The sequence below is a fragment of the Cyclobacterium amurskyense genome, from assembly GCF_001050135.1.
Lineage (GTDB): Bacteria > Bacteroidota > Bacteroidia > Cytophagales > Cyclobacteriaceae > Cyclobacterium > Cyclobacterium amurskyense.
Window position 1 is genome coordinate 4197311 of sequence record NZ_CP012040.1, and the last position, 24190, is coordinate 4221500.

At 40.5% G+C, this 24190-nt stretch carries 17 protein-coding genes and 1 riboswitch; of the genes, 5 read left to right on the forward strand and 12 right to left on the reverse strand.

Annotation, left to right across the window (positions count from 1 at the left end; translation table 11 throughout):
- Positions 1 to 276 precede the first annotated feature (276 nt).
- A complete protein-coding gene (gene topA, locus CA2015_RS17165; protein ID WP_048643013.1) occupies positions 277 to 2631 on the reverse strand; it encodes a type I DNA topoisomerase in 2355 nt (784 codons plus the stop codon).
- Positions 2632 to 2800: 169 nt separating this feature from the next.
- Between topA and CA2015_RS17170 the strand changes: the two genes are divergently transcribed.
- The 3 genes from CA2015_RS17170 (at position 2801) to CA2015_RS17180 (ending at position 5977) form a co-directional block, all read left to right on the forward strand.
- On the forward strand, positions 2801 to 3277 hold the full coding sequence (locus CA2015_RS17170) for a SixA phosphatase family protein (protein WP_048643014.1): 477 nt from the start codon (positions 2801 to 2803) through the stop codon (positions 3275 to 3277).
- Positions 3278 to 3321: 44 nt separating this feature from the next.
- Complete coding sequence (locus CA2015_RS17175; protein ID WP_048643015.1) at positions 3322 to 4395, forward strand: agmatinase family protein; 1074 nt, start codon at positions 3322 to 3324, stop codon at positions 4393 to 4395.
- 187 nt (positions 4396 to 4582) lie between these two features.
- On the forward strand, positions 4583 to 5977 hold the full coding sequence (locus CA2015_RS17180; protein WP_048643016.1) for an MATE family efflux transporter: 1395 nt from the start codon (positions 4583 to 4585) through the stop codon (positions 5975 to 5977).
- A gap of 221 nt (positions 5978 to 6198) precedes the next feature.
- On the opposite strand, the gene CA2015_RS17185 is transcribed toward CA2015_RS17180, so the two are convergent.
- From CA2015_RS17185 to CA2015_RS17205, 5 genes are all read right to left on the reverse strand, one after another.
- Positions 6199 to 8154, reverse strand: coding sequence for a CASTOR/POLLUX-related putative ion channel (locus CA2015_RS17185; RefSeq protein ID WP_048643017.1), 1956 nt, complete (start codon positions 8152 to 8154; stop codon positions 6199 to 6201).
- Between the two features lie 316 nt (positions 8155 to 8470).
- Entirely contained in the window at positions 8471 to 8743 is a 273-nt protein-coding gene (locus CA2015_RS17190; RefSeq protein ID WP_048643018.1) for a Trm112 family protein, read from the reverse strand.
- Positions 8724 to 9386, reverse strand: a complete 663-nt coding sequence (locus CA2015_RS17195) for a thiamine phosphate synthase (RefSeq protein ID WP_048643019.1) — start codon at positions 9384 to 9386, stop codon at positions 8724 to 8726. Before CA2015_RS17195 ends, CA2015_RS17190 begins: the two co-directional genes overlap by 20 nt.
- A complete protein-coding gene (locus tag CA2015_RS17200; RefSeq protein WP_048643020.1) occupies positions 9383 to 10435 on the reverse strand; it encodes an AIR synthase-related protein in 1053 nt (350 codons plus the stop codon). The genes CA2015_RS17195 and CA2015_RS17200 overlap by 4 nt, the downstream gene beginning before the upstream one ends.
- Entirely contained in the window at positions 10436 to 11158 is a 723-nt protein-coding gene (locus tag CA2015_RS17205) for a class I SAM-dependent methyltransferase (protein WP_048643021.1), read from the reverse strand. It lies immediately after the preceding gene.
- A gap of 70 nt (positions 11159 to 11228) precedes the next feature.
- Positions 11229 to 11324: riboswitch (TPP riboswitch) on the reverse strand.
- Positions 11325 to 11492: 168 nt separating this feature from the next.
- Here CA2015_RS17205 and CA2015_RS17210 point away from each other — a divergent pair.
- Positions 11493 to 13409, forward strand: coding sequence for a D-arabinono-1,4-lactone oxidase (locus tag CA2015_RS17210; RefSeq protein WP_048643022.1), 1917 nt, complete (start codon positions 11493 to 11495; stop codon positions 13407 to 13409).
- Positions 13410 to 14531: 1122 nt separating this feature from the next.
- On the opposite strand, the gene CA2015_RS17220 is transcribed toward CA2015_RS17210, so the two are convergent.
- The 6 genes from CA2015_RS17220 to CA2015_RS17245 form a co-directional block, all read right to left on the reverse strand.
- Positions 14532 to 15887 (reverse strand): hypothetical protein, encoded by a 1356-nt coding sequence (locus CA2015_RS17220; RefSeq protein ID WP_048643024.1) that lies wholly within the window; start codon positions 15885 to 15887, stop codon positions 14532 to 14534.
- Positions 15888 to 16048: 161 nt separating this feature from the next.
- The gene (locus CA2015_RS17225) at positions 16049 to 17011 is read right to left on the reverse strand and encodes a catalase family protein (protein ID WP_048643025.1); all 963 of its coding nucleotides are present in this window, start codon (positions 17009 to 17011) and stop codon (positions 16049 to 16051) included.
- Positions 17004 to 18413: a Dyp-type peroxidase gene (locus CA2015_RS17230; protein ID WP_048643026.1), complete on the reverse strand. Its 1410-nt coding sequence runs from the start codon at positions 18411 to 18413 to the stop codon at positions 17004 to 17006. Before CA2015_RS17230 ends, CA2015_RS17225 begins: the two co-directional genes overlap by 8 nt.
- Positions 18414 to 18417: 4 nt before the next feature.
- Positions 18418 to 19743 carry a hypothetical protein gene (locus tag CA2015_RS17235; protein WP_048643027.1) on the reverse strand — a complete coding sequence of 442 codons (1326 nt, stop codon included), beginning with the start codon at positions 19741 to 19743 and terminating at the stop codon, positions 18418 to 18420.
- 217 nt (positions 19744 to 19960) lie between these two features.
- Entirely contained in the window at positions 19961 to 21172 is a 1212-nt protein-coding gene (locus tag CA2015_RS17240) for a dioxygenase family protein (RefSeq protein WP_053086699.1), read from the reverse strand.
- An 89-nt stretch (positions 21173 to 21261) separates the two neighbouring features.
- Positions 21262 to 22083 carry a LytR/AlgR family response regulator transcription factor gene (locus CA2015_RS17245; protein WP_048643028.1) on the reverse strand — a complete coding sequence of 274 codons (822 nt, stop codon included), beginning with the start codon at positions 22081 to 22083 and terminating at the stop codon, positions 21262 to 21264.
- Positions 22084 to 22312: 229 nt separating this feature from the next.
- Between CA2015_RS17245 and CA2015_RS17250 the strand changes: the two genes are divergently transcribed.
- The gene (locus CA2015_RS17250; protein WP_048643029.1) at positions 22313 to 24187 is read left to right on the forward strand and encodes a sulfatase-like hydrolase/transferase; all 1875 of its coding nucleotides are present in this window, start codon (positions 22313 to 22315) and stop codon (positions 24185 to 24187) included.
- Positions 24188 to 24190 lie beyond the last annotated feature (3 nt).

Genomic DNA, 24190 nt, shown 5'->3' on the forward strand with positions numbered 1-24190 from the left:
GCCAAGAATAGGTCCAACTACTCAGAAATTGATTTCGTGTTTTGAGTTAAATTAAATGGCTTCCTTAAAAAGAACATCAAACAAACCTGATACCTTGTCGTCAAGCAGGCCATTTTTTAGTAATAAGTTCGATTGAATACCATCAAATAATAGGCCAATTGTAATTATTACCTGGATTAGGATAAGAGTTATAATATAATAGAAAAAATAGACGGGAAAAATTCCAATGCAAAGGGTAAAAAAAAGGAGACAGATTTGAATCTGTCTCCTTTAAGTTTATTTCTTTGTTTTCTTTTTTGCCGGGGCTTTCTTCGCCGGAGCAGCCTTTTTTGGTTTAGGCTTTTTAGTATCCCCTTGCGCTTCAATAAGCTTCATGACTTCCTCAAAGGTCAGTGATTCAGCTTCTTTGTCTTTCGGTATTTTAAAATTGCTTTTTCCCATTTTAATGTAGGGTCCCCATCTTCCGTTAAGGACTTGTATTTCAGGGTTTTCATCAAATGATTTGATGTGCTTTTTGGCATCAGCTTCACGCTTGTCATTGATTAGCTGAATAGCTTCTTCTAGAGTAACTGAAAGGGGATCGTATTCTTTTCCTAAAGAAACAAACTTACTGTCATGTCTTATATACGGACCGAAACGTCCTATGGCGGCAACAACCTTTTTATCTTCAAACATACCCACATCTCTAGGTAATTTGAAGAGTTCCATTGCATCTTCCAAAGTGATACTTTCTATAAATTGCCCTTTGCGCAAACTGGCAAATTGCTTTTCTTCATCTTCTGCGTCTCCTATTTGGACTAGCGGTCCAAATTTGCCAAGTCTGGCTATTACTACCTTTCCGGTTTTGGGATCCTTGCCCAGTTCCTTGCTGGAATTAACATCTGTTCTCTTGATATTTTCTGTCAATTCAACCTTGGAATGGAAATTACCATAGAAATTTTGAATCATTTCTTCCCAAGGTTGCTCGCCTTGAGCAATGTGGTCAAATTCTTTTTCCACTTTGGCGGTAAAAGAGAAATCAATCACATTTGGAAAATGCTCTACTAGAAAATCATTTACTACCATTGCGATATTGGTAGGGAATAGCTTATTTTTCTCTGTACCTGTAGTTTCTGTTTTTTCTGCCTCTTTAAATGTACCATTTTGGATGGTCATTTCTATGTATTTTCGCTGGATTCCATCCCTAGACTCTTTCACCACATAATTTCGTTTTTGTACTGTGGAGATAGTAGGGGCGTAGGTAGAAGGTCTTCCTATTCCCATTTCCTCTAGTTTTTTCACCAGGGAGGCTTCTGTATACCTTGCTGATGGTCGGGTGAAAGATTGGCGTCCTTTCATCTCAATCAAATGCAAGAGCTGTCCTACTGTCAAAGGAGGTAACAAACCTTTTCCGGTAGTTTCTTCTTCATCCTCATCATCAGTACTTTCCAAGTAAACCTTCAAGAATCCCTGAAATTTGATAACTTCACCACTTGCACTTAAGGTTTGATCTGCATTGGAAATAGCAATGGATACATTGGTTTTCTCTAGTTGGGCATCTGCCATTTGGGAGGCAATAGACCTTTTCCAAATCAATTCATACAAGCGTTGTTCATTCCTGTCTTTACCGGCATTTGACTCGGCAAAGGAAGTTGGCCTGATTGCTTCGTGAGCTTCTTGTGCGCCTTCTGATTTAGATTTGAATTTACGTTTCTTATGGTACTCATCCCCATAAGCTGTTTTAATTTCCCTTTCAGCATCTTTCAATGCATCCTCTGACAAGTTAAGGCTGTCAGTTCTCATATAGGTGATCTTACCCGATTCATAAAGTTTCTGGGCAATATTCATTGTTTGAGCAACAGAGAAATACAACTTTCTACTTGCTTCTTGCTGTAGAGTAGAAGTAGTAAAAGGTGGAGCTGGACTTTTCTTCGCTGGTTTGGTTTCCAGAGATTTAATAGAAAAGTCTGCATTAAGGCATTTTTTTAAAAATTCTTCTGCCTCTTCTTTTGTTTCAAATTTCTTTGGTAATTCAGCTTGAAGTGATTTACCTTCTACATCAAATAGGGCTGTTATTTTAAAGGAAACGGTTGGTTTAAATTTTTCTATCTCCCTTTCTCTATCGACGATAAAACGAACAGCTACTGATTGAACCCTACCCGCAGAAAGACCTGCTTTGATCTTTTTCCATAACACAGGGGAAAGCTCAAATCCTACCAATCGATCCAGGATTCTTCTGGCTTGCTGTGCATTTACCAAATCGTAATCGATGGTTCTCGGAGATTCTAAAGCTTTCGTGATGGCAGACTTTGTGATTTCTCTAAAAACTATTCTTTTGGTATTTTCATCTTTTAGGTTTAGTACTTCTTTTAAGTGCCAAGATATTGCCTCTCCTTCGCGGTCATCATCACTAGCTAGATAAACTGTCTCTGCACCCTTTACCAGCTTTTTTAGTTCTTTAATTACCTCCTTTTTATCGGCGGTAACTTCATAAGTCGGTTTGAACTTATTCTTTATATCAATGGCATTTTCGCCCTTAGGGAGATCTCGTACATGCCCGTAGCTAGAGGTGACCTTAAAGTCTTTCCCTAGGTAACCCTCTATTGTCTTGGCCTTTGCAGGAGACTCGACTATAACTAAATTCTTTGGCATGGTAAGTTTCTTTAAAAATAAAAATAAATGGGATCAGGTAAAATTCCACAATTCAAGTCCTAAAAATAGATGTCATATTATTCTCTTCCAAATAATCATTCAAAGCAATTTTTATTGCCGATAAAAATTACACATATTTATTTTTCATTTTGTAGATTAAAACAAGCATATGGCTAAGGAATTATTATTGGTTCGGCATGGCCTTACCGAGGCCCCAAGTTTTGATACCAAGGATCATAAAAGGAACCTTACAAAACCTGGAATTGACCAATTGGAAAGATTGGCGAATATATTGAAAATCAATGGGCAGATTTGTAATCACTTGGTTTATAGCCCTGCAAATAGATGTCAGCAATCTTCCAAAATACTAGCGGATAAATTGGACATAGATAAATCTACTGTAGTCAATGAGATTTATCAGGCGGATAAGGATGTTTTACTTCAGGTACTAGAAGGCTTTGGACTAGAGGACAATCATGTGATGATGGTGGGGCATAATCCAGGCGTAAGTCATTTAGCCGCTTATCTTACAGGGGAGGATCATTTGCTCTTTTCTCCTGGAATGATGGTAAGAATTGTTTTTCATGTAGATGAATGGCAGCATATTTCAAAAAATAGTGGGATCCTCGAAGAAATTCTCCAATAAATTCATTCTTAATTTTTAATTTTGAATTCTATAAAACCAAAGGCATGGCAACAACAGATAAATCTACTGTTATATCAAATTTTGACCCAAATGGGGTAGGGGTAAGTGGTCAGCTTTTTGGCTTACCGTTTTCAAGCGAAGAGGCTGAAATGATAATTATCCCCGTTCCCTGGGAAGTAACTGTTTCCTATAGCGAGGGTACGGCAAATGGCCCTCAAGCGATTCTTCAGGCCTCTGCTCAAGTAGATCTTTTTCAGGAGGATATTCCGGAAGCCTGGAAGATGGGGATTTCTATGTTGCCCGAAGATGAAGAATTGAGGTCAGCAAGCGAAAAGCAAAGGTTGTTAGCAGAAGTTTATATCCAATGGTTAGAGGCTGGTGAACCGGAAGAGGTGAGGGAGCAATTTGAGAAATATCCTGAAGGTATCAATGCTGCCTGTGAATCAATGGTTGATTGGGTTTACAAGCAATCAAAAATACATTTGGAGAAAGGTAAGCTTGTCGGCTTATTGGGAGGAGACCACAGTACTCCTTTAGGTTTGATTAAAGCCATGGCTGATACCCACAATTCTTTTGGAATCCTTCAGATTGATGCCCATGCAGATTTGCGGCCCGCTTATGAAGGTTTTGAATATTCTCATGCGTCTATAGCTTACAACTTTATGAAGTTACCGCAGGTTAAGCAACTTGTTCAGGTTGGAATCAGGGATTTTTGTGAGCAGGAATGGGATTATATCCAATCTGAAAGTAGGGTGTCTTTGTTTTCAGACAACCAACTTAAGGAAGAAATGTATCAAGGTGTTAACTGGAGTGATTTATGCAAAAGAATTATTGCCGATCTGCCAGAGAAAGTATACCTCACCATAGATATTGATGGCTTATTGCCAAATTTGTGTCCAAGTACAGGAACTCCTGTACCAGGAGGATTGGATTTTCAGCAATTAATGTATTTAATCAAAACCCTGGTAAAGTCAGGAAGAGAAATAATAGGTTTCGACCTTGTAGAAGTAGCACCTGGTAGTGGGGATGACGAATGGGATGCCAATGTTGGGGCTAGAGTTTTGTATAGGGTAGCAAATTTAGTTGGATTGTCACAAGGAAAACTTCAATGGGCTTAACCTGAACCATAGCAAAATTTGGTTATTTTTTGGTTTAAATCACCTCCTTAGAGGAATTAGGCGATCTGTTGACCAGTTTGCCTGATTCTTATTTCTACTTGGTATTGCACAGTAGTTTGAAAAACTTAACTGCCTGAGGGGATTATATTAATTAAATTTTCGGTTATTTAGGTAATTGTTTTCCCTCATGAAAAAGCTAATTTCTACATATGATTTGATCTTACTCGCCATAAGTGGTAGCGAGCAGGATTTTACCAAACTACCGATTAAGCGGGGGATATTTCTTTTGGCAATTCCTATGATTTTGGAAATGATCATGGAGTCCCTCTTTGCTGTAGTAGATATTTTTTTTGTAGGCAGGCTTGGCGAACATGCTGTAGCAACTGTAGGCTTGACAGAAGCTGTATTGACTATAATTTATTCACTTGGAGTAGGTATTAGCATGGCTGGCACTGCTCTGGTAGCCAGAAGGTTTGGAGAGAAAAAGTACAAACAAGCAGGTACCCTAGCTTTCCAATTGCTTTTGGTAGGGGTTTTGGTTTCTGTGGCATTGGGTATTGCAGGCTTTATTTATGCAGAAGATGTTTTGCGATTGATGGGCGCAGAATCAACTGTATTGGTAACAGGAACTGCTTACACTAGGATTATTTTTGCAGGAAATACCGCAGTGATGCTTTTGTTTTTGATCAATGGGATTTTTAGAGGGGCAGGATCGGCTCATTTGGCAATGCGGGCATTGTGGATTTCTAACGGCCTGAATATTATTCTTGACCCATTATTGATATTTGGCCTTGGGTCCATCGAAGGGCTTGGCTTAGTAGGTGCTGCTTGGGCAACCACAATAGGTAGAAGTATAGGTGTTGTTTACCAGATGTATCACCTTCTAAATGGAAAGCATCGCTTGGTTATCAAATCTTACAATCTTCTGGTTCGGTGGGAAACACTTAAAAAAATCATCAATATCTCTATTGGAGGCATGGGACAGTTTTTGGTAGATTCCGCTGCCTGGATAGTACTCACAAGAATCGCGTCTGAATTTGGCAGTGTGGCAGTTGCTGGATACACCATTGCTTTTAGAATATTACTTTTCAGTCTGATGCCTGCTTGGGGTTTGTCTGCAGCAGCGGCCACACTAGTAGGGCAAAACTTAGGAGCTGGAAAGGCTTTTCGTGCAGAAATTGCCACTTATCTTACGGCTAGGTATAACTTTATCTTTTTGGCCACAGTGACGCTTATATATTTGTTTTTTGCCGATTTTCTGGCTGGTATTTTTACTCAGGATGAGGGAGTAAGAGCCATCGCCGCAACAGGCTTAAAGGTTACCGTTTTAGGTTATGTCTTTTATGCTGTAGGAATGGTGATGGTGCAGGCATTCAATGGTGCGGGTGATACCAAAACTCCTGCATACATTAATATAAGTATTTTCTGGTTATTGGAAATTCCTTTGGCGTATTACCTGGCAATAATTTACGGACTCAATACTTTCGGTATTTTTATTACCATCGCCTTGTGTCATTCACTTCACGCACTTGTGGCATTGTATTTTTTTAGAAAAGGAAAATGGAAATTTGTAAAGACTTAATGTCAGGAAATTAAAATCCCATTAAGTATCTCTTTAACCCGCATTATGTAATAGAATGTCTATTGCATATTTCGGGTTTAATATCGGTAGCTTTTTTGAATTATATTAAATTCAAAGTGGCTAATCTTATCCTGGATTGAATTGAATTTTCTTTATCCTTTAAATTAATCAGGTGAAGTGTTTCAATTACCTAATAGAAGGTATGCTGCCTGTTTTTACATTTAATAAACAGTGGTAAGAATGACTAGGCTATCAATTTCGGAGAGATTTATTGATTCGTCTTTTGATGGGTTTAATACCAACCTTTTTCCCTTTTCTCCTTGCATAAACACCCCTAAAGCAGTTTCGCCATAGGACGAAGCCTGTGATTCTAATTCTGAAAATGTAGCCATAGGTACCTTGATACCGTACTCTTCAATGCTCCGAAAGATAATTTCAGGACCTCCAACAGTAAAAAGCTCATTGTATATGCTATATAACTCCCGCTGCATGGCAATGCTTGCCAAAAGATGACTCAAAATCATTGGGCTGATGATCACTTCGCTTTGGAAAGGTTTTAACAAAGATTCGTTACTCGGATCCGCCAATTCCAACAAGATGGAGGGGCTTTTTACGGATTTCTCCAATACTTCTTCCAATAAAACAAAACCTACCATGGTCCTGGCATCAGCCTCTTCTTCTTCTTCCATTCTATCACTACTTACCATCAGAATATGTTCAAAGGTCTCCGCTTCAATTCTTTTTATGACGGATTCCCTTATATAATCCGCCACAACATGGTCTATAACTATTCTTTCGTGTTCTTCGTTTACCATGCCAAAATCCTTCTTCCTTTCTTGAAGTGGTTTTAAGGAGACGATCCTAATGTAGTAGGATTCATCCTCATAGGTAGTCAACTCTTCAATTAAAGAGGGTACATGTTCATTCCACCCCAATATTAAAATTCTAATTACTCCCGTTTGTTCTTCTACAGTTAAGGCCTTTTTCTTAGGAAGATGCACCCTGTCTTTTTCTATTAAGTCCATATCCAATTCCAGGTCTGAAAAATTCCTGGCTATCAGGATCAACTGATCTTTCTCCTTTAAGACTTCATTTTCATCCGTATTCAAGTAAGGAATAAAGGTGTCGTTTTCCTCTCTAACTATTCCCAAAACAATGGCTTTGGTAAAGGCTTTTTTGACAGCCCATATCGGGTGATTAATAGTTTCAGGAAATTCCTGAGTGAAAATATTGTTTTTAACCAACTGAGACAGTAGCTCGTTATACACTTGCGAAAGTCCTGGATGCCGTATGTTCTGCGCCATCAAACGGCTAATAATTGCATTACTACCAATAATTTCTAAGGGTCCGCTATAAGACCTGAAAGCGGCGTTGATCTTATGATCGTCCTGGATTTCAGCGATGACATAAGGCAGGGTTGTGAAGTTAAATTGCCTGGCTTCCGCATTTAAAGAAAGCAGACATTTAATGGTTTCCACATCTGGATTGATCAGTTCTTTTCGGTCATAGGCCAAACTTGGAATAATAATGACGGCGGCATTTAGCGCATCCACTCTTCGTAAATGTTCCCTGTCTATAGCCACTCCTGTGCGCAAAATAATTTCGTGTGCACGGCGACCAATCATCGGGTTGTCCTTCAATTCCTGCATTTGAAAGGGACCTACCTCCTCGGAAAGGACAATCAGTTTTAGTTTTTTAATGTTGAATTTTTCAAACATTCTTTTCAATCTCCCAGAGGATTGAAAAATTTCCGCGGCTATATGAATGGTTCTATTGGACCAACCCAGAATGACCAAATGGTTATTGGCTGTTACTGGGGTCAGGCCCTGTTCTAAGTGGCGAATCTTTCTGTTCATCCAAGTGGTAATGATGGCTACCAGTGAACCTAGGAATATCACATAACCCGCTATTGTGAGCAGGGTGGAAATAAAACGACGCCAATTGCCTTCATCATCTCCCAGGTAACCGGGATCTGTGAGCCTTAGGAATGCCCACCATACAGCCTCGCCCAAAGATTGTGAAGGGGTATCGGTAGGAATCACCAATAGACCACCTATAATTGAAATCATACCTATCAAGGCGGCCACAACTAAAAGCTGGTATTGTGCCCCTTTTACCAACTGCCTTTCCAGTGTAAACAAGATTTTCCGTCGAATTCTAGGTCTTTTTAATCGCATATAATTTTAAGCAGGTGTTCTTTCCGTCCCTCAATATAAATATTAAGTTACAATAATCGATATTGTTATTCAGAGTGGCTGTCTGGAAATATAAATTTCAAATTCAGTATGGATCTGCCTTTTCAGATGGAAGTAGAAACTGAATTGGCTTGGAGTTGTAGGGCGGTGGTTAATGGAATGGGAGGGGTAAATATTTAAAAAGTCCGTAAAAATGAAAATAGAAAAGGGTAGGGGTAAAGGAAAAAGAAAAGTGACCGGGCAATGTAAATACCTAGTAATTACATTGCCCGGGTAAAATGATTATGGACTATAGCCCTTAGTTTCCTTCGATCAAGCGAAAATTCTGAACCGTTTTCCCTTCTAGGTGTTTGCTCCATTTTTCAAGCAATGGTTTTTCTAGATCAACTTCTCTGTACTCATCCGGATTCATTATGGGTAAGCCTTTTACTATTGGGTAAATTCTTTTGCATTCCTTGCAGTGTAACCAGCCTTCTAGAATTCTTTTCTCTGTATCTTCTGTAATACTTGTCAATTCTAGATCGGCTTTATCAAAAGGGCAACACAATTTATTAATGGTTGATAATCTCATCGTTATTTTGATTGTAGTGATTAAAATAATTTTGCAATGCGGCCACAGGGTTTTCCATTTGCATCACCCCCGAAATCAAAGCAATTCCCGAGTGGGGAAGAGATTGAAGCTCGGTAAGATGTCCTGTTTTGATTCCTCCAGCCAAAAATAGGGGCATGTCTGTGATTTTACCTGCTTCTCTGATAGAATCGAAGCTTACCAAATCACAATGTTGGGTGGTCTTGGTAGGGTAAACTGAGCAAAAGGATACATAATCCATCCCAAGCTTGTCGGCCTGTCGGATCAATTCCAAGTCATTGTTTACGGTCAGTCCTACCAGGTGATTTTTAGCCGAAAATTCACTGATGGAAGATAAATCCGATGGAAGACTGTCCAAATGGATGCCGTCCACATTTTCCACTTTGAGTAAATCCCATCTGTTGTTTACCAAAATCGGGAAGTTATAAGCCGAAGCCAATTCCACGACTTTACTTGTAAATGCGACTTCATCCTGACCTTCTCCAAAATGATCCCAAATTTGCACAGCAGCAAGTGGGAAAGTAAACAACTGTTCCAAAATAGGAAAAAGCACAGCCTCAGGCTTGTCAGAAGGATCAATGACCAAGTAAATACTTTTATCTGCTTTTAAGTTTAGTTTTTTCATTGCCATCCGTTTTTATATGCACTAAAAAAAGCCTCCCAATAAGGGTCTACAGATTGATAAATCATTGGCGTTTTTTCTCCTTGTTTGAAGATTGAAATGCCTTCCTCGGCAGCGGTTAGTTGGCCAACTTCAGCACAGGCAATATTTTCATTCGCCAAGCGACTTTTTATTTTCTCTACCTGGTCTTTTTTGCAAGTAATCAGCATGGAACCTGCTCCAATGCAATGCAAAGGATCAAGGGAGAAAAGGCGACAAATGGCTTCCTGCACTGCTCCGACAGGTATCAAATCCTCTTCAATGACAGCCCCACAGTTGGCTGCACTGGCCAACTCATAGATTGCGCCCAATACGCCACCTTCGGTGACATCATGCATGGCTGAGACATTGTTTTCGGCTGCATTTCCTCTGGCTGTCAGTGCATCTTTGATAGAACTTGTTTGGTAAAATGAATCCGAAGCTCCTTGATATACCTCTTTGCCGAGTTTGTTGCTTACTGTTTTCGGGAAACTCATGGCCAAAATAGCAGCAGACGAGATGGCGGCCCCTTTTGTTACCAAAATACAGTCCCCAGCCTGGGCTTTAGGAGTCGCCAGCATCTGATCTTTTGGGGCGATGCATATAAATGTGCCTCCTCCTGCGATAGTAGAATTTTGACCTTCTACAAAACCCGTATGGCCTCCTGTAATGGCAACCCCTAACTTGGAACAATACTCGTGCACATATTGCCAATAAATTTTGAAATCAGCCTGGCTCAAAGTAGCAGGAAGGTTCAATACAAATTGGCCAAATTGTGGTGCGAAACCAGTAGTGGCCATGTCGTTGGCCATCAGGTGCACAGAAAGCCAAGCGGATTCTTGTAAGCCCAAGCTTGGGATTAGAGAAAGCGGATCACTGGTAAGCGCCATGGCTTGTCCTCCAGCCAATTCTACAATGGATACGTCAATGCCGAAACCCGGCCCAACAAGTACCTTTTTATTGGGTGTTCCACAATTGGAGGTTATAAAGTCACCCAATAATCTTTCATCAATCTTTCCGGCTTTTTCGCTCATCTATTCAACGTCGTTAAATTGCACATACAGACCAAAGAAATCTCCATAAGGCATATTCCATTGCTGAACAGGAAACCATTTTGGTAAGCCGGTACAAGACCAGGAAATGGTGTAATCTCTTCCTTCCAAGGCCTCCTCTATAATCCTGATAAGGTGTTTTGGGGTGTAAAATGTTGCGGTAACATAAAAAGGGTTCTTTCCAAAAACTTGTTGCACCCTGCGGCGAAGTACTTTGGGGGAGTTCTTGTTCATCATACCCATGGCAATCCCATACTTTCCAACCCTGGCTGCTTCACGGATGACCTTAACAGGATCTTTGTAATATTCGAAAGTGGTGATAAAGGCAAGGGAATCAAAAGTATTGTCTTTGAAGGGCATGTGGTGAGAATCAGCCATTACCAGATCCCCATCAAACAAATGGATGGCCTGAGATAGCATTAAAGGAGAGATGTCTCCTCCGGTAGATTCTATGCCTATTTCTTTCCACCACCTGGTAAATCTGGTGGTGCCACAACCAAATTCCAATAAGGTTTTCACCCTTTTGTCCTTGGTTACCAGTTGTTCCATTACTTTTTTCTGCCAAACCTCAGCCCTTTTGTAGCGGCCTTCATACCAAAGTTCATAGGTGTCTGTATGGTCTCTGTTGAAAAACCACTCGGGTCTGTTTTGCCAGTTTCTTTGTTGCTGAGGGATCAGCCCCATTTTTTGCTTTTCTATTTCCATTTTGTAATTCGTTTATAAAAAAAAACATCCGACCGGACAAAACCAGTAGAATGTAGCTTCAAATTACAAATGGAAATCTGGCTTGCATCCCTACGTTGGCATTATCCAAATCAGGTTCCGGGTATTATCTCAGCCTGACTTTCGTCAAGCACCCCGTGCATATTTTACAGCCACAAAGATATCGAATAACCCATGTAAAGCAAGCAGTATTTCCAATGGCAATACTAAGACTGTTTTTAAATTGAAATTAATAAAGCATAAATCATGTGGGTTTTTAATATTTTCGATAAATTAGGTAGTTGTTTAATGGTTTTTAAAATAGAAGATTAGATACATGTCCGCATTAACGAAATTTATTACCTGGAAGAAAGGTAATACAGTAGTGTCTTGGGTACTTTTTGGCTTATTGGTTCAGGTGATTTTTAACCGAAAGAACGTACCGGCACATATTGAAGTATTGGACGATACCCTCACTCATCATTGCTCCAGAACAAAAAGAAATCGCTGGGTAAGTGTCATTAATTTTATTGTTACCCCTAGGTATATTAGAAGGTTGATTGAATCCCAGTTGAATAAAAAAATGGCCGATCATGAAAAGGTGATATTGTCTCTTGATAAGGAGTTGACCAAAGATGAATTGTTTGAAAAAGACAAACCACATAGGCAAAAATGGGGCAATTGGTATGGCAACCATTTTTCGGAGCCACTGAAGTTTTTTGTACTTGGAAATGGAGAATTTGATAATTTTTCACCTAAACATGAATCCTGCAAAAGTTACGATTATAAAGGCTTGTTTGAAGTAAGTGAGTTGGTGAAAAATGCAGAAAAAGAAAACAGAAAAATACGTGCAGTAGGTTCTGGACATGCCCTTACGGCGGTGGCCCAGTGTGAAGATTTTTTGGTTTGTACCCAAAACATGAACATGACCCAGCGGATTGCCAAGGAATGGATCAAAAACGAATACAAGGATGGTTTTGATGTAGAAGTGAATTTTTGCAATAAAAAATCAGTGGAAAAACATTTCCTTTTTGAAACTGGAGGAGGAACCAAGATCAGGCACCTAATAGAAGCTTTGACCTATCATGGCTTTGCTTTGATCAACCAAGGGGGCTCAAGCATTCAGTCTATCAGTGGAGCGATTGCCACCTCTACCCATGGATCAGGAATTGGAATCGGCCCTGTTTCAGTTTTTGCGAGATCCATGACCATCGTGGGAAAGGGAGGTAAGATTTTTAGAGTAGAACCAAGCGATGGGATAACAGATCCTGCCGAATTCAATAAGGACGATCAGGTTAAAAAGTATGGAATTGAACTGATTCAGGACGATGAGAAATTCAATGCCGTAATGGTGGGGATTGGTTCCATGGGGATTGTGTTCTCCATGATTTTGGAGGCCCAACCCAATTACAGGCTTTTTGAGGAGAGAATCAGCTACAATTGGGAAGAGCTCAAAGCTGAAATGCAAAAAGTGGATGTGTATAAATTTATCAATGCCCACAGACATTTTGAGGTTCTGATCAACCCTTATCGAGACCTGACCGCTGAAACAGAAGATGGAAAACAAAGAAAATGTTTGGTGACTACCCGAGATTATAGTGAAAAAGGGATTAGAGAGCAGGCGGGAAGAGAGAGGAATTATATTTCCTCATTTATCTCTGGAATAGCCATATCAGGAAGGCTTTCACCTTGGGTGTTCAATAAAAACCATCAGGCCATTCCTGCAATGACCAATAATTCTATACATAGACTGGTGGATCATCGTGGGGACGAAGGAGGAGGATTTGAGGATGATTCGCGATTTGTGTTGGATCAGGGATTGGGAGAGTTAAAGTTTTATGGTTATGCTGTAGAATTTGGTTTTCCTTTGGAAAAGGTATTTGATGCCGTAGACTTGATAATCAAAGTTTGTGAAGAAGCCCAACCTTACCACCACCTTTTGGCAGCGCCTTTTTCTTTGCGATTTGTCAAACAGTGTGATGCCCATTTATCCATGATGAACCAGCACGACACCTGTATGATTGAACTGGTAAGTGTAAAAGGTGTGACCGGTAGCTTGCCTTTGTTCAAGCGTTTGGAGAGAGAGTTGCTGGATTTTGGAGCCATTCCTCATTGGGGGCTTTCTGTTGAACCATGGTATAGGGAACGGGTGGAGAAAGCCTTTCCACGCTTTAAGGATTGGGAACTGCAGCAGGCATTTTTTGGAGGGAAAACCTTTAAAAATGCCTTTTTGTCTCGTATACAGGATTCTTAATTTGGATTGCAAATAAGTGTTTAATTTTGATGAATTTGCGGGTTGTAGCGACTTCGATCTAGATTTAATATAACTACCCAGATCTATAATTGAATAACTCTCGTGTTGAGAAGTTCTGTTCAACCCAATATCGGGGTTGAGGAATTGACGTGGAATTGGCCGTCCACGGGTTTTTACCCGTGGTTATTGTTGTTGAAGCCCTTCAGGCTTCTTTCGATTATCCTCAGTTCGATATTAAAATTGTCCTAAAAAAACGACTCCATCGTCACTGCGAACCTTTTTTGAAGGTTTTTGAGGTGGAAAAGGGTGTGCCAATCTCGTCTTTATGGGGATTCCCAAGGCTTTCTTCACTCAAAGCCTTTCCTCAGCCTACCGATGACAGATTTTAAAAAGCTCGGGAAAGGGGCCGCAGGCATTAGCGAAAAGCCTGTTTCACGGTTGAGCTTATTGGAGGCTAATGTCTTACAAATTCCAATTCATTTAGACCCTGGGTCGCACCTCTTGCGTCGGCTTACCCAGGGCTACAAAGGTTGCACTCCGCTGGAGTGCGGCATTGGATATTGTCTAGGTCTCGGAATGACGATTTTTTCATCATCCTAGATCATACTCAGTTTATTACATTTTTATGTAAACTGTCCCTGACATTTCTGATAAGTGTTTGCAAATTTCGTGGCACTTTTAAAGTAGCTATAACACCTAATAGCTGAGATTTATGATTGGAAACCTTTTTTGACGAGAAGGATTGTTCAACCCGCTATCGGGGTTGAGGAATAGATGTGGAGTTGGCCGTCCACGGGTTTCATCCGTGGTTATTATTATTGAAGCCCTACAGGCTTCTTTCGATTACATTGTTAAATAAAATTGTTCCGGACATTTCTGATAATTGTTTGTTATGAAAGGTGAGTATTCCTATTCCAAGTCTGAAGGACTTGAACAATATTAAACGTGAGTTTTACTCACGGAAAAGCCATTACATCCTTCACCCGCTACCCTGTAAGGGGTTGAACCGCGTTGCAGAAAATTAATTTACGCTTACAGACTCCCTATAGGTTGTAACTACGCTATCTGGCTCTTTGTGATTTGTAATTCACATCAGGGAATTTATCAATTGTAAATGTCTGGTCAATCCAATATTTTGGAAGTAGCGACTGGACGGGGATTTGAAGGAATCAGGTTTCTGGGAATTTCCTGTGTGATTTTTTTTAGTTGATTTATCTCAAAGCCAATTCTAAATTGAAACCTGGAAGTTGAAAAGCCACGACTTTCTTTAAATAAGGGATCCCAGGTCAGCAAAACTACCGATTGAAGCTTTTTCCCCATTGGAATAGCTCTTCCGGCCCCTAAACCTGATAACCAAATGACTCCATCAAAATTTCTGTGTTCATAACCCGGGGCATAGGCCACGCTTATCCTACTTCTTGCCAACTCTCCCTGAAGCAACCAATTCCCTAGGGTAAAGCGCAATCCTCCTTTAATTCCCTCACCTGTACTTACAGGTCCTATTTGACTTTTAAATTGACGTTTGGCGATGATTCCGGCATAGGAATGCCACTGACTGCTCATACTGTATTTTATGCCCAGGTCTATAAATATTCCCTCGCCAAATGAGGTCAATGGATCATACCAAAGGTATAAACCTGTCCTGTCTAAAAATGGCGCCTTTTTTAAGCTGTTCGGTTCCTTAAGGTTAAATTTTTCAAGGGTTTTCTTTGGAGCAATCACTTTAATGTTCCCAAGGGAATCCATGTTTATTTTGCTGTAGTTATTGCCAATGTTTTGTAAGTATTCGTTGGAAATAGCTTTTGTTTTTTCTGTAGTCATTGACTTTGCTTTAGCCATGGATAGATAGCCTTCCACGTTCTCTCGGCTAAGTTCTTTCATGGCACCCTTACCATAATAATCCATCAGATTTGTACTTTGTGGATCAATTTTGCTGCTCAGGTTTCCGCTTAATTTTTGTTTAAGTTCAGGCATAAGCCGTTCATTACTGAATGCTTTCAGGTTTTCCTCGTTTTGCTGGATAATCTCCTCTACAGCAGATAGGTCACTGGCTTGTTGCAATGTTCCTTTGGATATTTCCACCTGCTTTAAAAGGTAATTCGAAGAGTTTTTTAAACTTTCGCTTGATGGGTTTGTGTCAGCCACCAAGTTTTGTAGCATCTCCTTTTCCTTGTCGAGTACTTTTTGCCCACGGGATTTTAGTACATTGACCAGGCTGTCCTTTCTGGCGCTGTCTATTTTTGTGGTCTTTAATTCTTTGATCTCTTGATTTAAGGAATCATAAGCTTGTTTAAGCGAGTGGATTTGTTGTAGATTTTTTTTAAAGGGGATTTGATCCATTGTAGCTAAGGAGCCGGCAGGGGAACTTTTGAGCAGACTGGCAGGAGGACCTAAAGTTGGGGCCGTAATCGGCACTTGTGCCAGACTGGGAAAAGCAAGCAGAAAAGCAAAAATCAAGGAAATGCAAGTCTCTTTCATAGCCAGGCTTTTTCTCAATTGGTTTCAACTCCCAATTTCAGCCTTACTATTTTTACTTTGGAAAAATTCAAACAGTTAACTTCCTGAAATAAGGCCTTTGTACTAAAATACCAAAAGTAATTTATAAATACAAGTACTTGGAAATGAGAAAGATTTGGAGATTAATCATTTCCCTTACTTTTCCGGTAAGCTGCCAATTCTTTATACACCCTTCTTCTTGCCCTGTTGATTCCTCCAACTGGAGCATGTTCCTCCAAGCCCATCCATGGAGAAAATTCCAACTCTTCCCCCATTTTTATACGTTCAGGAATGTCAAAGGATTGTTGAGGTATGTCTAGCCTTGCTACAGGTATTAACGCTCCTTCCCAGGCAATGGAAGTGTTTTCTAATGGTTGGAGCGCATCGCTTTTATGAATTTGTACATTTAAGGTAAAGGCATGGTCTTTCGTTTCACAGTCTTTGATCAATTGTGATTTTAGAAAGTTGTCGTCTTTGGCTTGGTCCAGGGTATAGCCTAGATTGGGATCATTTGGGGTCAGTACAAATTTCACAAATAAGGCTGGACCAAACTTAAAGGCTCCTCCTGAGAAATAGGTTTGTGAAAGCAGGTTGTCATGTTTCTTGCTGTACTTAAAAGTCAGGAATATACTTCTCCAATGGGAAGGGTTAACCGCAAATTTGATTTGCTCCCAAAGCCCGAATAATACCGCTTTAATGGCCTTTGCGTACAGGGAAATATTCCAGGCGGACAGAATAGGGCTGGTGGTTAGTAAAAAGTTTTGGGTAGGCACGCCTATCGGATCTGGCTCAATTACTTCCCCGGGAATATCCAGCACCTTGATGGCCAAACCTCTTCCGGAGGCAGGCTTGTCTGATTTTACTTTTGGAGGTGCATTGGAGAGCCTTATCCATGTTTGATAAACCCCAGGATTTTTAAAGAGCCCTTGCTTTAGTTCCTCTGGTAAATCAGGGAGTATGCTTAGACTGCCTTTTAATAGGCCATGCATTTTGGGATGAAAATTCCTGAGTTTTTTACCAGCCAGGTATTCCTTGTCCAGGTAATCCTTCATGGTTTTGATCAAGTCCTGAATTTCCTTTTCCTCTGTGTTTTGTTCTTCAGTCATGGCTTGAAATATATTGTAAAGCTTTTATACCGGGGAAAAAGAAATAAGCTCCTCCTTTAATCAAGGTGAAATTGGGTAGGTTTGTATACTTTTTTCTTATGGGGTAATTGGGCTCGCTAAACTCATTGGTGCGGTAATGCTCGGTTTGGTAATGGTTGCCGATGATTGGATCAGCATCATTTTCCAGGCCTCCAAATTTATGGAAGCTAACCCAGTTGTTTTGAACAAATTCAAACTGTCTCCTAATGTCTGTAACCATGGCAATAAAATGGAGCCCTCTTTCTTGTTCATCCTCACTTGAATCCATTATGTCATTCGGGTCAAGCTCCGGCGTCACGGGAGGACCATAGGGTCTACCTTTTCTCAGCATTTGGTGCTTGGCGGCCATTTCTGAGGAGTCTATTTTGCTTTTTTCTGTGACCAGATGATCTCTGGGGTTTGTTCTTCGGATATGGGCACCCATAGGGCACTTGAGTCCAGCCTGATCATCGTCCCAAAAACCAAAATTATTGGATTCGGATAGGGTGGGATCGGGCTGCATGGGGCACAGGGCCAAAGGAGAACCATCCGGCCATCTGCCAACCATTTTGCTAGCCAGTTTGATGGCAGCGGCTTTTTCATCCGTTTGTTCCTTCATGTAATTCCAAAAACTGTGGACGTTTTGTTGCATTTGCCTAAATATCAGATAAGTACCATTTTTACCTAAGTCCTTTCTTTCAGGATAATCTGGGTGAAAGGGTAATAATCCATTTTTGTCCAACTCATGAGGCACATAGGGAGCAGGCGCATATTCATCGTAAAGGTTCTTATAGCCCATGATAAATTCTCCCGCAGGAAAAGTAGTGGAGTCCTTAGGTGGAGCTTCTTTTAATAGTTCCCGAATGACTGGTCTTGAAATATCATCTCTAAATCCAAAATGTTCCTTTTGATGCTGTAAAAGTCCCGTAGGGAGGGTGTGAATAAGTTGAATGCCACAACGGTCCGTTTGTTCTTTGATCCTGAGCATGCTTTTATCAAGTTGGACCTGATCCTTTGCATATACCATCAATAAAAAATGGATGCTGTCATGGCCCCAGATCCAGTTTTCAGGATCATTTTCGCCTATATCTCCCAATACACTTCTCCTTTGTTCTGCAGACATTCCATCTTTAAATTCCCTACAAAAACTGTTTAAAACAGGTTCTGGAAGGTTTAGGAAGGCAAGTCCATCATAGGTAAAGGCAATATGGATGGCTTCATCTTCAGGTTTTTCTTCTGCATGTGTAATTAAAGGGGTGATTTCTTTCAAAAAATCGCAGGTGGCATCAGGTTTCGTACAATTGTACAATAAGAACCTAGCGCTTGTCAGGTTACCATGACCACGAACCATTAGCCCTTGAATGTCTTCTTTTTCCAATTCCATAGCTTCAAATCGTTAATAGCCATTTTTTTATTGCTTCATCGTCCATTTCTTTAAACAGACCCTCTCGGAAAGCCCTGTTCCTCTTTAGGTTTTCCACGCTTTCATATTGATTATGGGAGTACCAGAATTGGGTGATTTTCTGGTGGGCCCTGACCCCTTTCATGTATTCGCTTCGGTGATTGTATTGCTTGTGGATCAACCAGCGAGTGGCAGGAAATCCAAAGGCATGGCTAAAGATTACGGCCATGTTTTTGGTTCTTTTCTCACTGTCTACAAAGTCATGTGCGTAGGCCTCAGATAAATTGTCAAAGTTGGCAATGAAAACCAGTCTTTTTCCCTTGTCTAACTGTAACCACCTTGCGGTATGAACGGTAGGGATATAGGTGAAATAAGTCAATAGACCCACTAATTTTAAGCTGACGTATAGAAAAGCCCTTCTTACCCATCCTTTTTTTAAGGGAGCAATGACGGTCATTTCATTGAGTACAGGATGGGTTTCCAGGGCTACTATTTTCCTGATTTCATCATCAGACAATTCCTCATTGGGAATATGGGGATTTTTTTCATTTTGCCGAAGTAGCAATAATAAGCCTCCCATTATTGATACAAATAAGGGGAAAACCCAGGCCATAATTTTCACGAAAAGGGTGTCCATAAAAAAGCAGAGGACAATACAGATTATGGAAGTTGCCATAATTAGCCCAAATACCACCAGAGGAAGTAACATTTGAACCTTGTTTTTTCTGGCAAAAGGAATTTCTTCAACGGCCCAATGTAGGGCCGGGTTATTGGCTACAAAGTCTTCAATTTGCTGCTTTATATAAGAAGGGCTGAGCTGGGAAGCATCCTTGCTCGCATTCAATTGCTGTGCATATTCCCATACCGCCGATTTGAGTGCTTTTTCCTTTGCCACATCAGAAGTGGTCAAGAACTTAAACCCACTATAAAAAGTGTTGGCTACACTTTTACTACTTAGAAATTGAAGCATATCCGATTTCCCAGCATAATTTTCAGGGAATTCATGACTTTCTCCAAAAACCTGCTTGAGTTGGGGTTCTAGAAAATTCACCAATTCATTTAAATGCTCTTGCTTGTCCCCGACATAACTTGTCATTAAAATAATTCTTGCAGGGAGTTGCTCCGTCTCATTGTAGATTTGAGCAGGTAGGGTCAGCCAACTGATAAAGAAGGTGCTGGGCAATGATTTGTCGAATTGATCCCTGTTGGTTTTAAGATCGTTTCGGAATTGAAATAAAAGGGCATTGACATTACTCAGCTTGTCCTCATCTATAGTGACAGTAACAGTAAGTCCTCTATGTATTGTAGACATAAACTATAAAAATATTTGATACAATATAGAGAATTTTATTTCTTTTTAGTAAAGAAATGCCATAAAAAAACTAGGCTTTCTCCTGTTTGATAAGCTTGTAAGGTGATGTTGAGCTTAACCGATGGTAATATCCTGTGCTTAGCTCCTTTTCCTTCCAAAACTTGTTTGATAAGCACAATGCTTTAGCTATTCTCTTCCGCTAAAATAGCCTGCCGGTTTATTCCATTTTGGGTCTGGATAACTTAAAATATTGATTTGCTGATTGATCCAGAGCACGTTTTATTTTATTGAAATTTTCTTCAGTAGGAGCAAAATTGATGTATTTGTCGATGATGGTGCTTCTTTTATAAATCAAAAAGGTATTGTCAACTTTTGGGTTGATGTTGTTTAAATGAATATTTGAAACAGTGTCTGCAAAAGAAGGCAGGAAAGTCAGGGCTACGCTTTTCAACTGAAGTTGGGACCCTAATTTCTCCAACTGAGACCTTCTTTCCGAGGGTACATAATTGGATTGGTTGCCATATACAAAATACACCTTTAGGTACTTTTGCCTTATCAAGCTTTCATTGTCCAAAAAAAGTAACCATTTCTCTATAGCCGGCCAATCGGGCTTGTCCCCAACAAAATACAAAATGCCATGGTACCAACCGTATTTGCAAACCGGACAGGTCTTTGTGCCCTTGTCCGGTCCATAGGCATGGTAGGGGGTGAAAGAAAAAATAGGTTCTCCAATCTCATTGGCTGATGCATTGATGGCTTCTTTATCTTTAGGCAGATCTGAAATATTTAAGCCTAAAATAAGGTTGCGTTCTCCGATCCACAAGCCGTCCTTTTCTACAAAACGGATCACACCACTTCCAGCTCTATTTTCCATTTTTACCCTCTTGGCAGTTGTCAATCCTTTATCGTCATCGAAAACAAAATCATCTATATAATAGGGGGGTTCTCTGTTTTCTTCTTTAACGTACATGTGAATATGCGCTACTTCGCTGCCATTGGGATAGCTACCGGGCATTACGGTGTAGATGGCATATTTACCATCCTTTCCTGTTTTTACCCATCCCCTGATGTAGCCGTGGGTTTGTCCGAGTTGGTTTTTGGGCATGTTCAAAGGTTCCGATGCTTTGGTGGCATATTGGCCATTTACATCTGTGTGGTAATAATAAAGGAGGGTATTGGCAGCGGGTGTTTTGCCGTCGATTTCATATACCGTTCCTGTCAATACTATCTTTTGCCCTTTCTGTGTCCATCCCGGGCTGGTGTCACTGGATGAAAGCCGTTCTGGGATTTTGTAAAATAGGGGAGGGGATTGATCAAAATCATTGCTTAAAACTGCTTTGGGCTCTTTATTTCCTGGTTGCTGTCCGTTACAGCTTAAGGAAATAAAACAACAAGACAGTAAAATGAATACATTTGTTAATCGAGTCATGGGCCTGCTTTTCGTACAATATAATTGTACAGAAACATTCCATGTCAAAGGACATTGCTAAAATCTGCCCAAAGGAGTAATGCTTAGGCTCAATGGAGGAGCTGCTGCCAGGTGCTTCGGAAATGCCTGCTTAATCGTACTGTTTTACCATTTTTCAATGCTGCATCATAATCCCCATTTTGCCTGGATTTTAAGGTTTTGATACAATCAGCGTTGACAATGCTAGAGCGGTGAACGCGCAGAAAAAGCCCAGGCTTGAGTAAGGCTTCAAACGCTTTAAGGCTGAGGTCAGACAAATACATTTGATCGGCAGTGTATATGGCCAAATAGGGTTTGTCGGTGGTGATAAATTGGATAGTGGCCGTGGGCAGGGCTGTAATTTTTGTTCCAAGGCGAATATTTATTTTCTCAGGATAATTGGCAGCAATTGGCTTGAAAGATTGGGCTTTTGTCTTTAAAAATGCCCGGTAGATAAAGGGTATGGTGGCGTATATCAGGAATAGAAAGGCCAATTGATTTGAAATTGCTGTATTAAATATAGGAGAAAAATGATGGGTAGGTGAGTATAGGAAATGGCTTATCGTTACAAAATAGCCGGCAAAAACCAAGAGGTGCGTCAGGCTAAATACCGCTCCAAACCCTACAGCTATCAGGAAGAAGGCGCTTCTGTTTTTTGTATACAGTTGTTTTAAGAAATAGCCTTCCACTAATGCAAAAGGCAGTATAAATGCCCATAAACTATTGTAGAGCAGGGACTCGCTAATGTAAAAACCCGTGTTGTTTAACCTACTGAATAGGTAATCCTGGAATATGGCCATTCCGATAAACAAAGTCAAACAGCCGAGAAATATCGCTGGGCTTTTGCCTTTAAAAAGGGATTGACTTGGGAAAGGAATTGTTGATCGTTCCATGGGCCATTGGATTCATTGTAAACTAAAAATAATGAATATCTCTCAAAGTTACCCTAAGCCATTTGGATTTATTTTACTTTGGTAATGGCTTGATTTCGGGTTAAATTGGACTTTGATTAATTCTTGTAAATCAAAAGCAATGAATCAAGTGTTTTTTTGCATTCCCTGCATAAAACCAAAAAAAATGTTTTTATTTATAGTTTCGCATCAATAATTATCAAAACCCAAAATGAAACCGACCTTATATTCCCTTTTACTTGTATTGTTTTTTGGATGTGCCAAGCCTGCAGAAGAATTACCTCTCCCCAATATTTTATGGATCACCAGTGAGGACAACAGTCCAATAGCTGGCTGTTATGGAGATGAATTCGCCACCACACCCAATATGGATGACTTGGCAGCAGAGGGATTTCTTTATACCCATGCCTATGCAAACGTACCGGTCTGTGCCCCGGCCAGAAATACTATTTTGACAGGTATTTACGCGATCTCGGGTGGAAACCAGCACATGAGGAGTTATTATGACAAATCGGATGAAGTGAAGTTCTATCCACAAATATTACGAGAGGCCGGTTATTATGCCACTAATAATTCCAAGGAAGACTACAATATCAACCCAGCGCAAAATGTAAATATTTGGGACGATTCAAGTAAAGAAGCGCACTATAAAAACAGACCTGAAGGGAAGCCTTTTTTTGCTGTTTTTAATAGTACCATCTCCCATGAAAGTTCAATCCACAAATCCATTCCCAATGAGGACCTGAGGCACAGTCCTGAGGAAGTTACATTACCTCCTTATCATCCGGATACTCCGGAAATGCGCCATGATTGGGCCCAATATTATGACAAGGTGGAGGACATGGATAAAAAAATCGGCGAGATTCTTCAAGAATTGGAAGAAAGTGGAGAAGCGGAGAATACCATTGTTTTTTATTATGGCGATCATGGGGGGGTATTGGCCAGAAGCAAGCGCTATGTGTATGAAACAGGTACTAGAGTCCCTTTTATCGTAAGAATACCAGAAAAATACAAGCATTTGTTTCCAGCAGAAAAACCGGGAGATAAGGTAGATAGAATGATCAGTTTCGTGGATTTATTTCCTACCCTGCTTAGCATTATCGGAACAGATATTCCTGACTACCTACAGGGCAAAGCCTTTTTGGGAGAGAAGAAAACAGAAGATCCCGAGTACGTGTACATGTTTCGTGGGAGAATGGATGAGCGCTATGACATGAGTAGGGCAGTTCGAGACCAGAAATTCAGGTACATTCGGAATTACATCCCTTACAGGGTTTATGGTCAGTATTTAGAGTATTTATTTAGGGCACCTTCTATCAGGTCTTGGCAAGCTGCTTTTAAAGCCGGAGAGTTGAACCCCATCCAATCTGCCTTTTGGAATACCAAACCTGCCGAAGAATTGTACGATACGGAAAATGATCCCTGGGAAGTAAATAACCTGGCCGACGACCCTAAATACAAGGAAGACCTTATCCGAATGCGTGCAGCAGCAAAGGAATGGATGTTGGAAATTCATGATACTGGATTTATTCCTGAAGCGGAGTTGATTGACAGAACATCAGGGACCACTGCCTATGATTATATGCGCAACTCCGATATCAATTTGGAGCAATTGATAGAAGCAGCCAATTTGGCCTCAACTGCTAAAGAAGAAAACTTACCACAACTTATAAACCTATTGTCCTCCCAGGAAGCTGCAGAGCGGTATTGGGGAGCGACAGGGCTGTTAATATTGGGAGAAAAAGCCCAGTCAGCCATCAAGGAACTGGAGGCGGCATTAAATGATTCCTCTCCAAATGTCAAGTCAGTTGCAGCTGAAGCATTGTATGGCTTGGGTGCCAAGGAAAAAGCATTGCAAGCGCTGGCCGAGGTATTGATGACGCCCAATTCTTTTGCCAGAACCCATGCGTTAAATGTAATTGACAGCATAGAAGATGAGTCAAAAACCAGCTTGGATGCGGTCATTGCAATGGTTGAAAATGCCGGAGAATTGGACCGCAGTCAGTATGACTTGAGGGCAGCCAGAGGTTTGCTCGAAAAATGGGAAATTAACCCGGCAGATTATGGTTTTGATATGGATTGGTAAAAA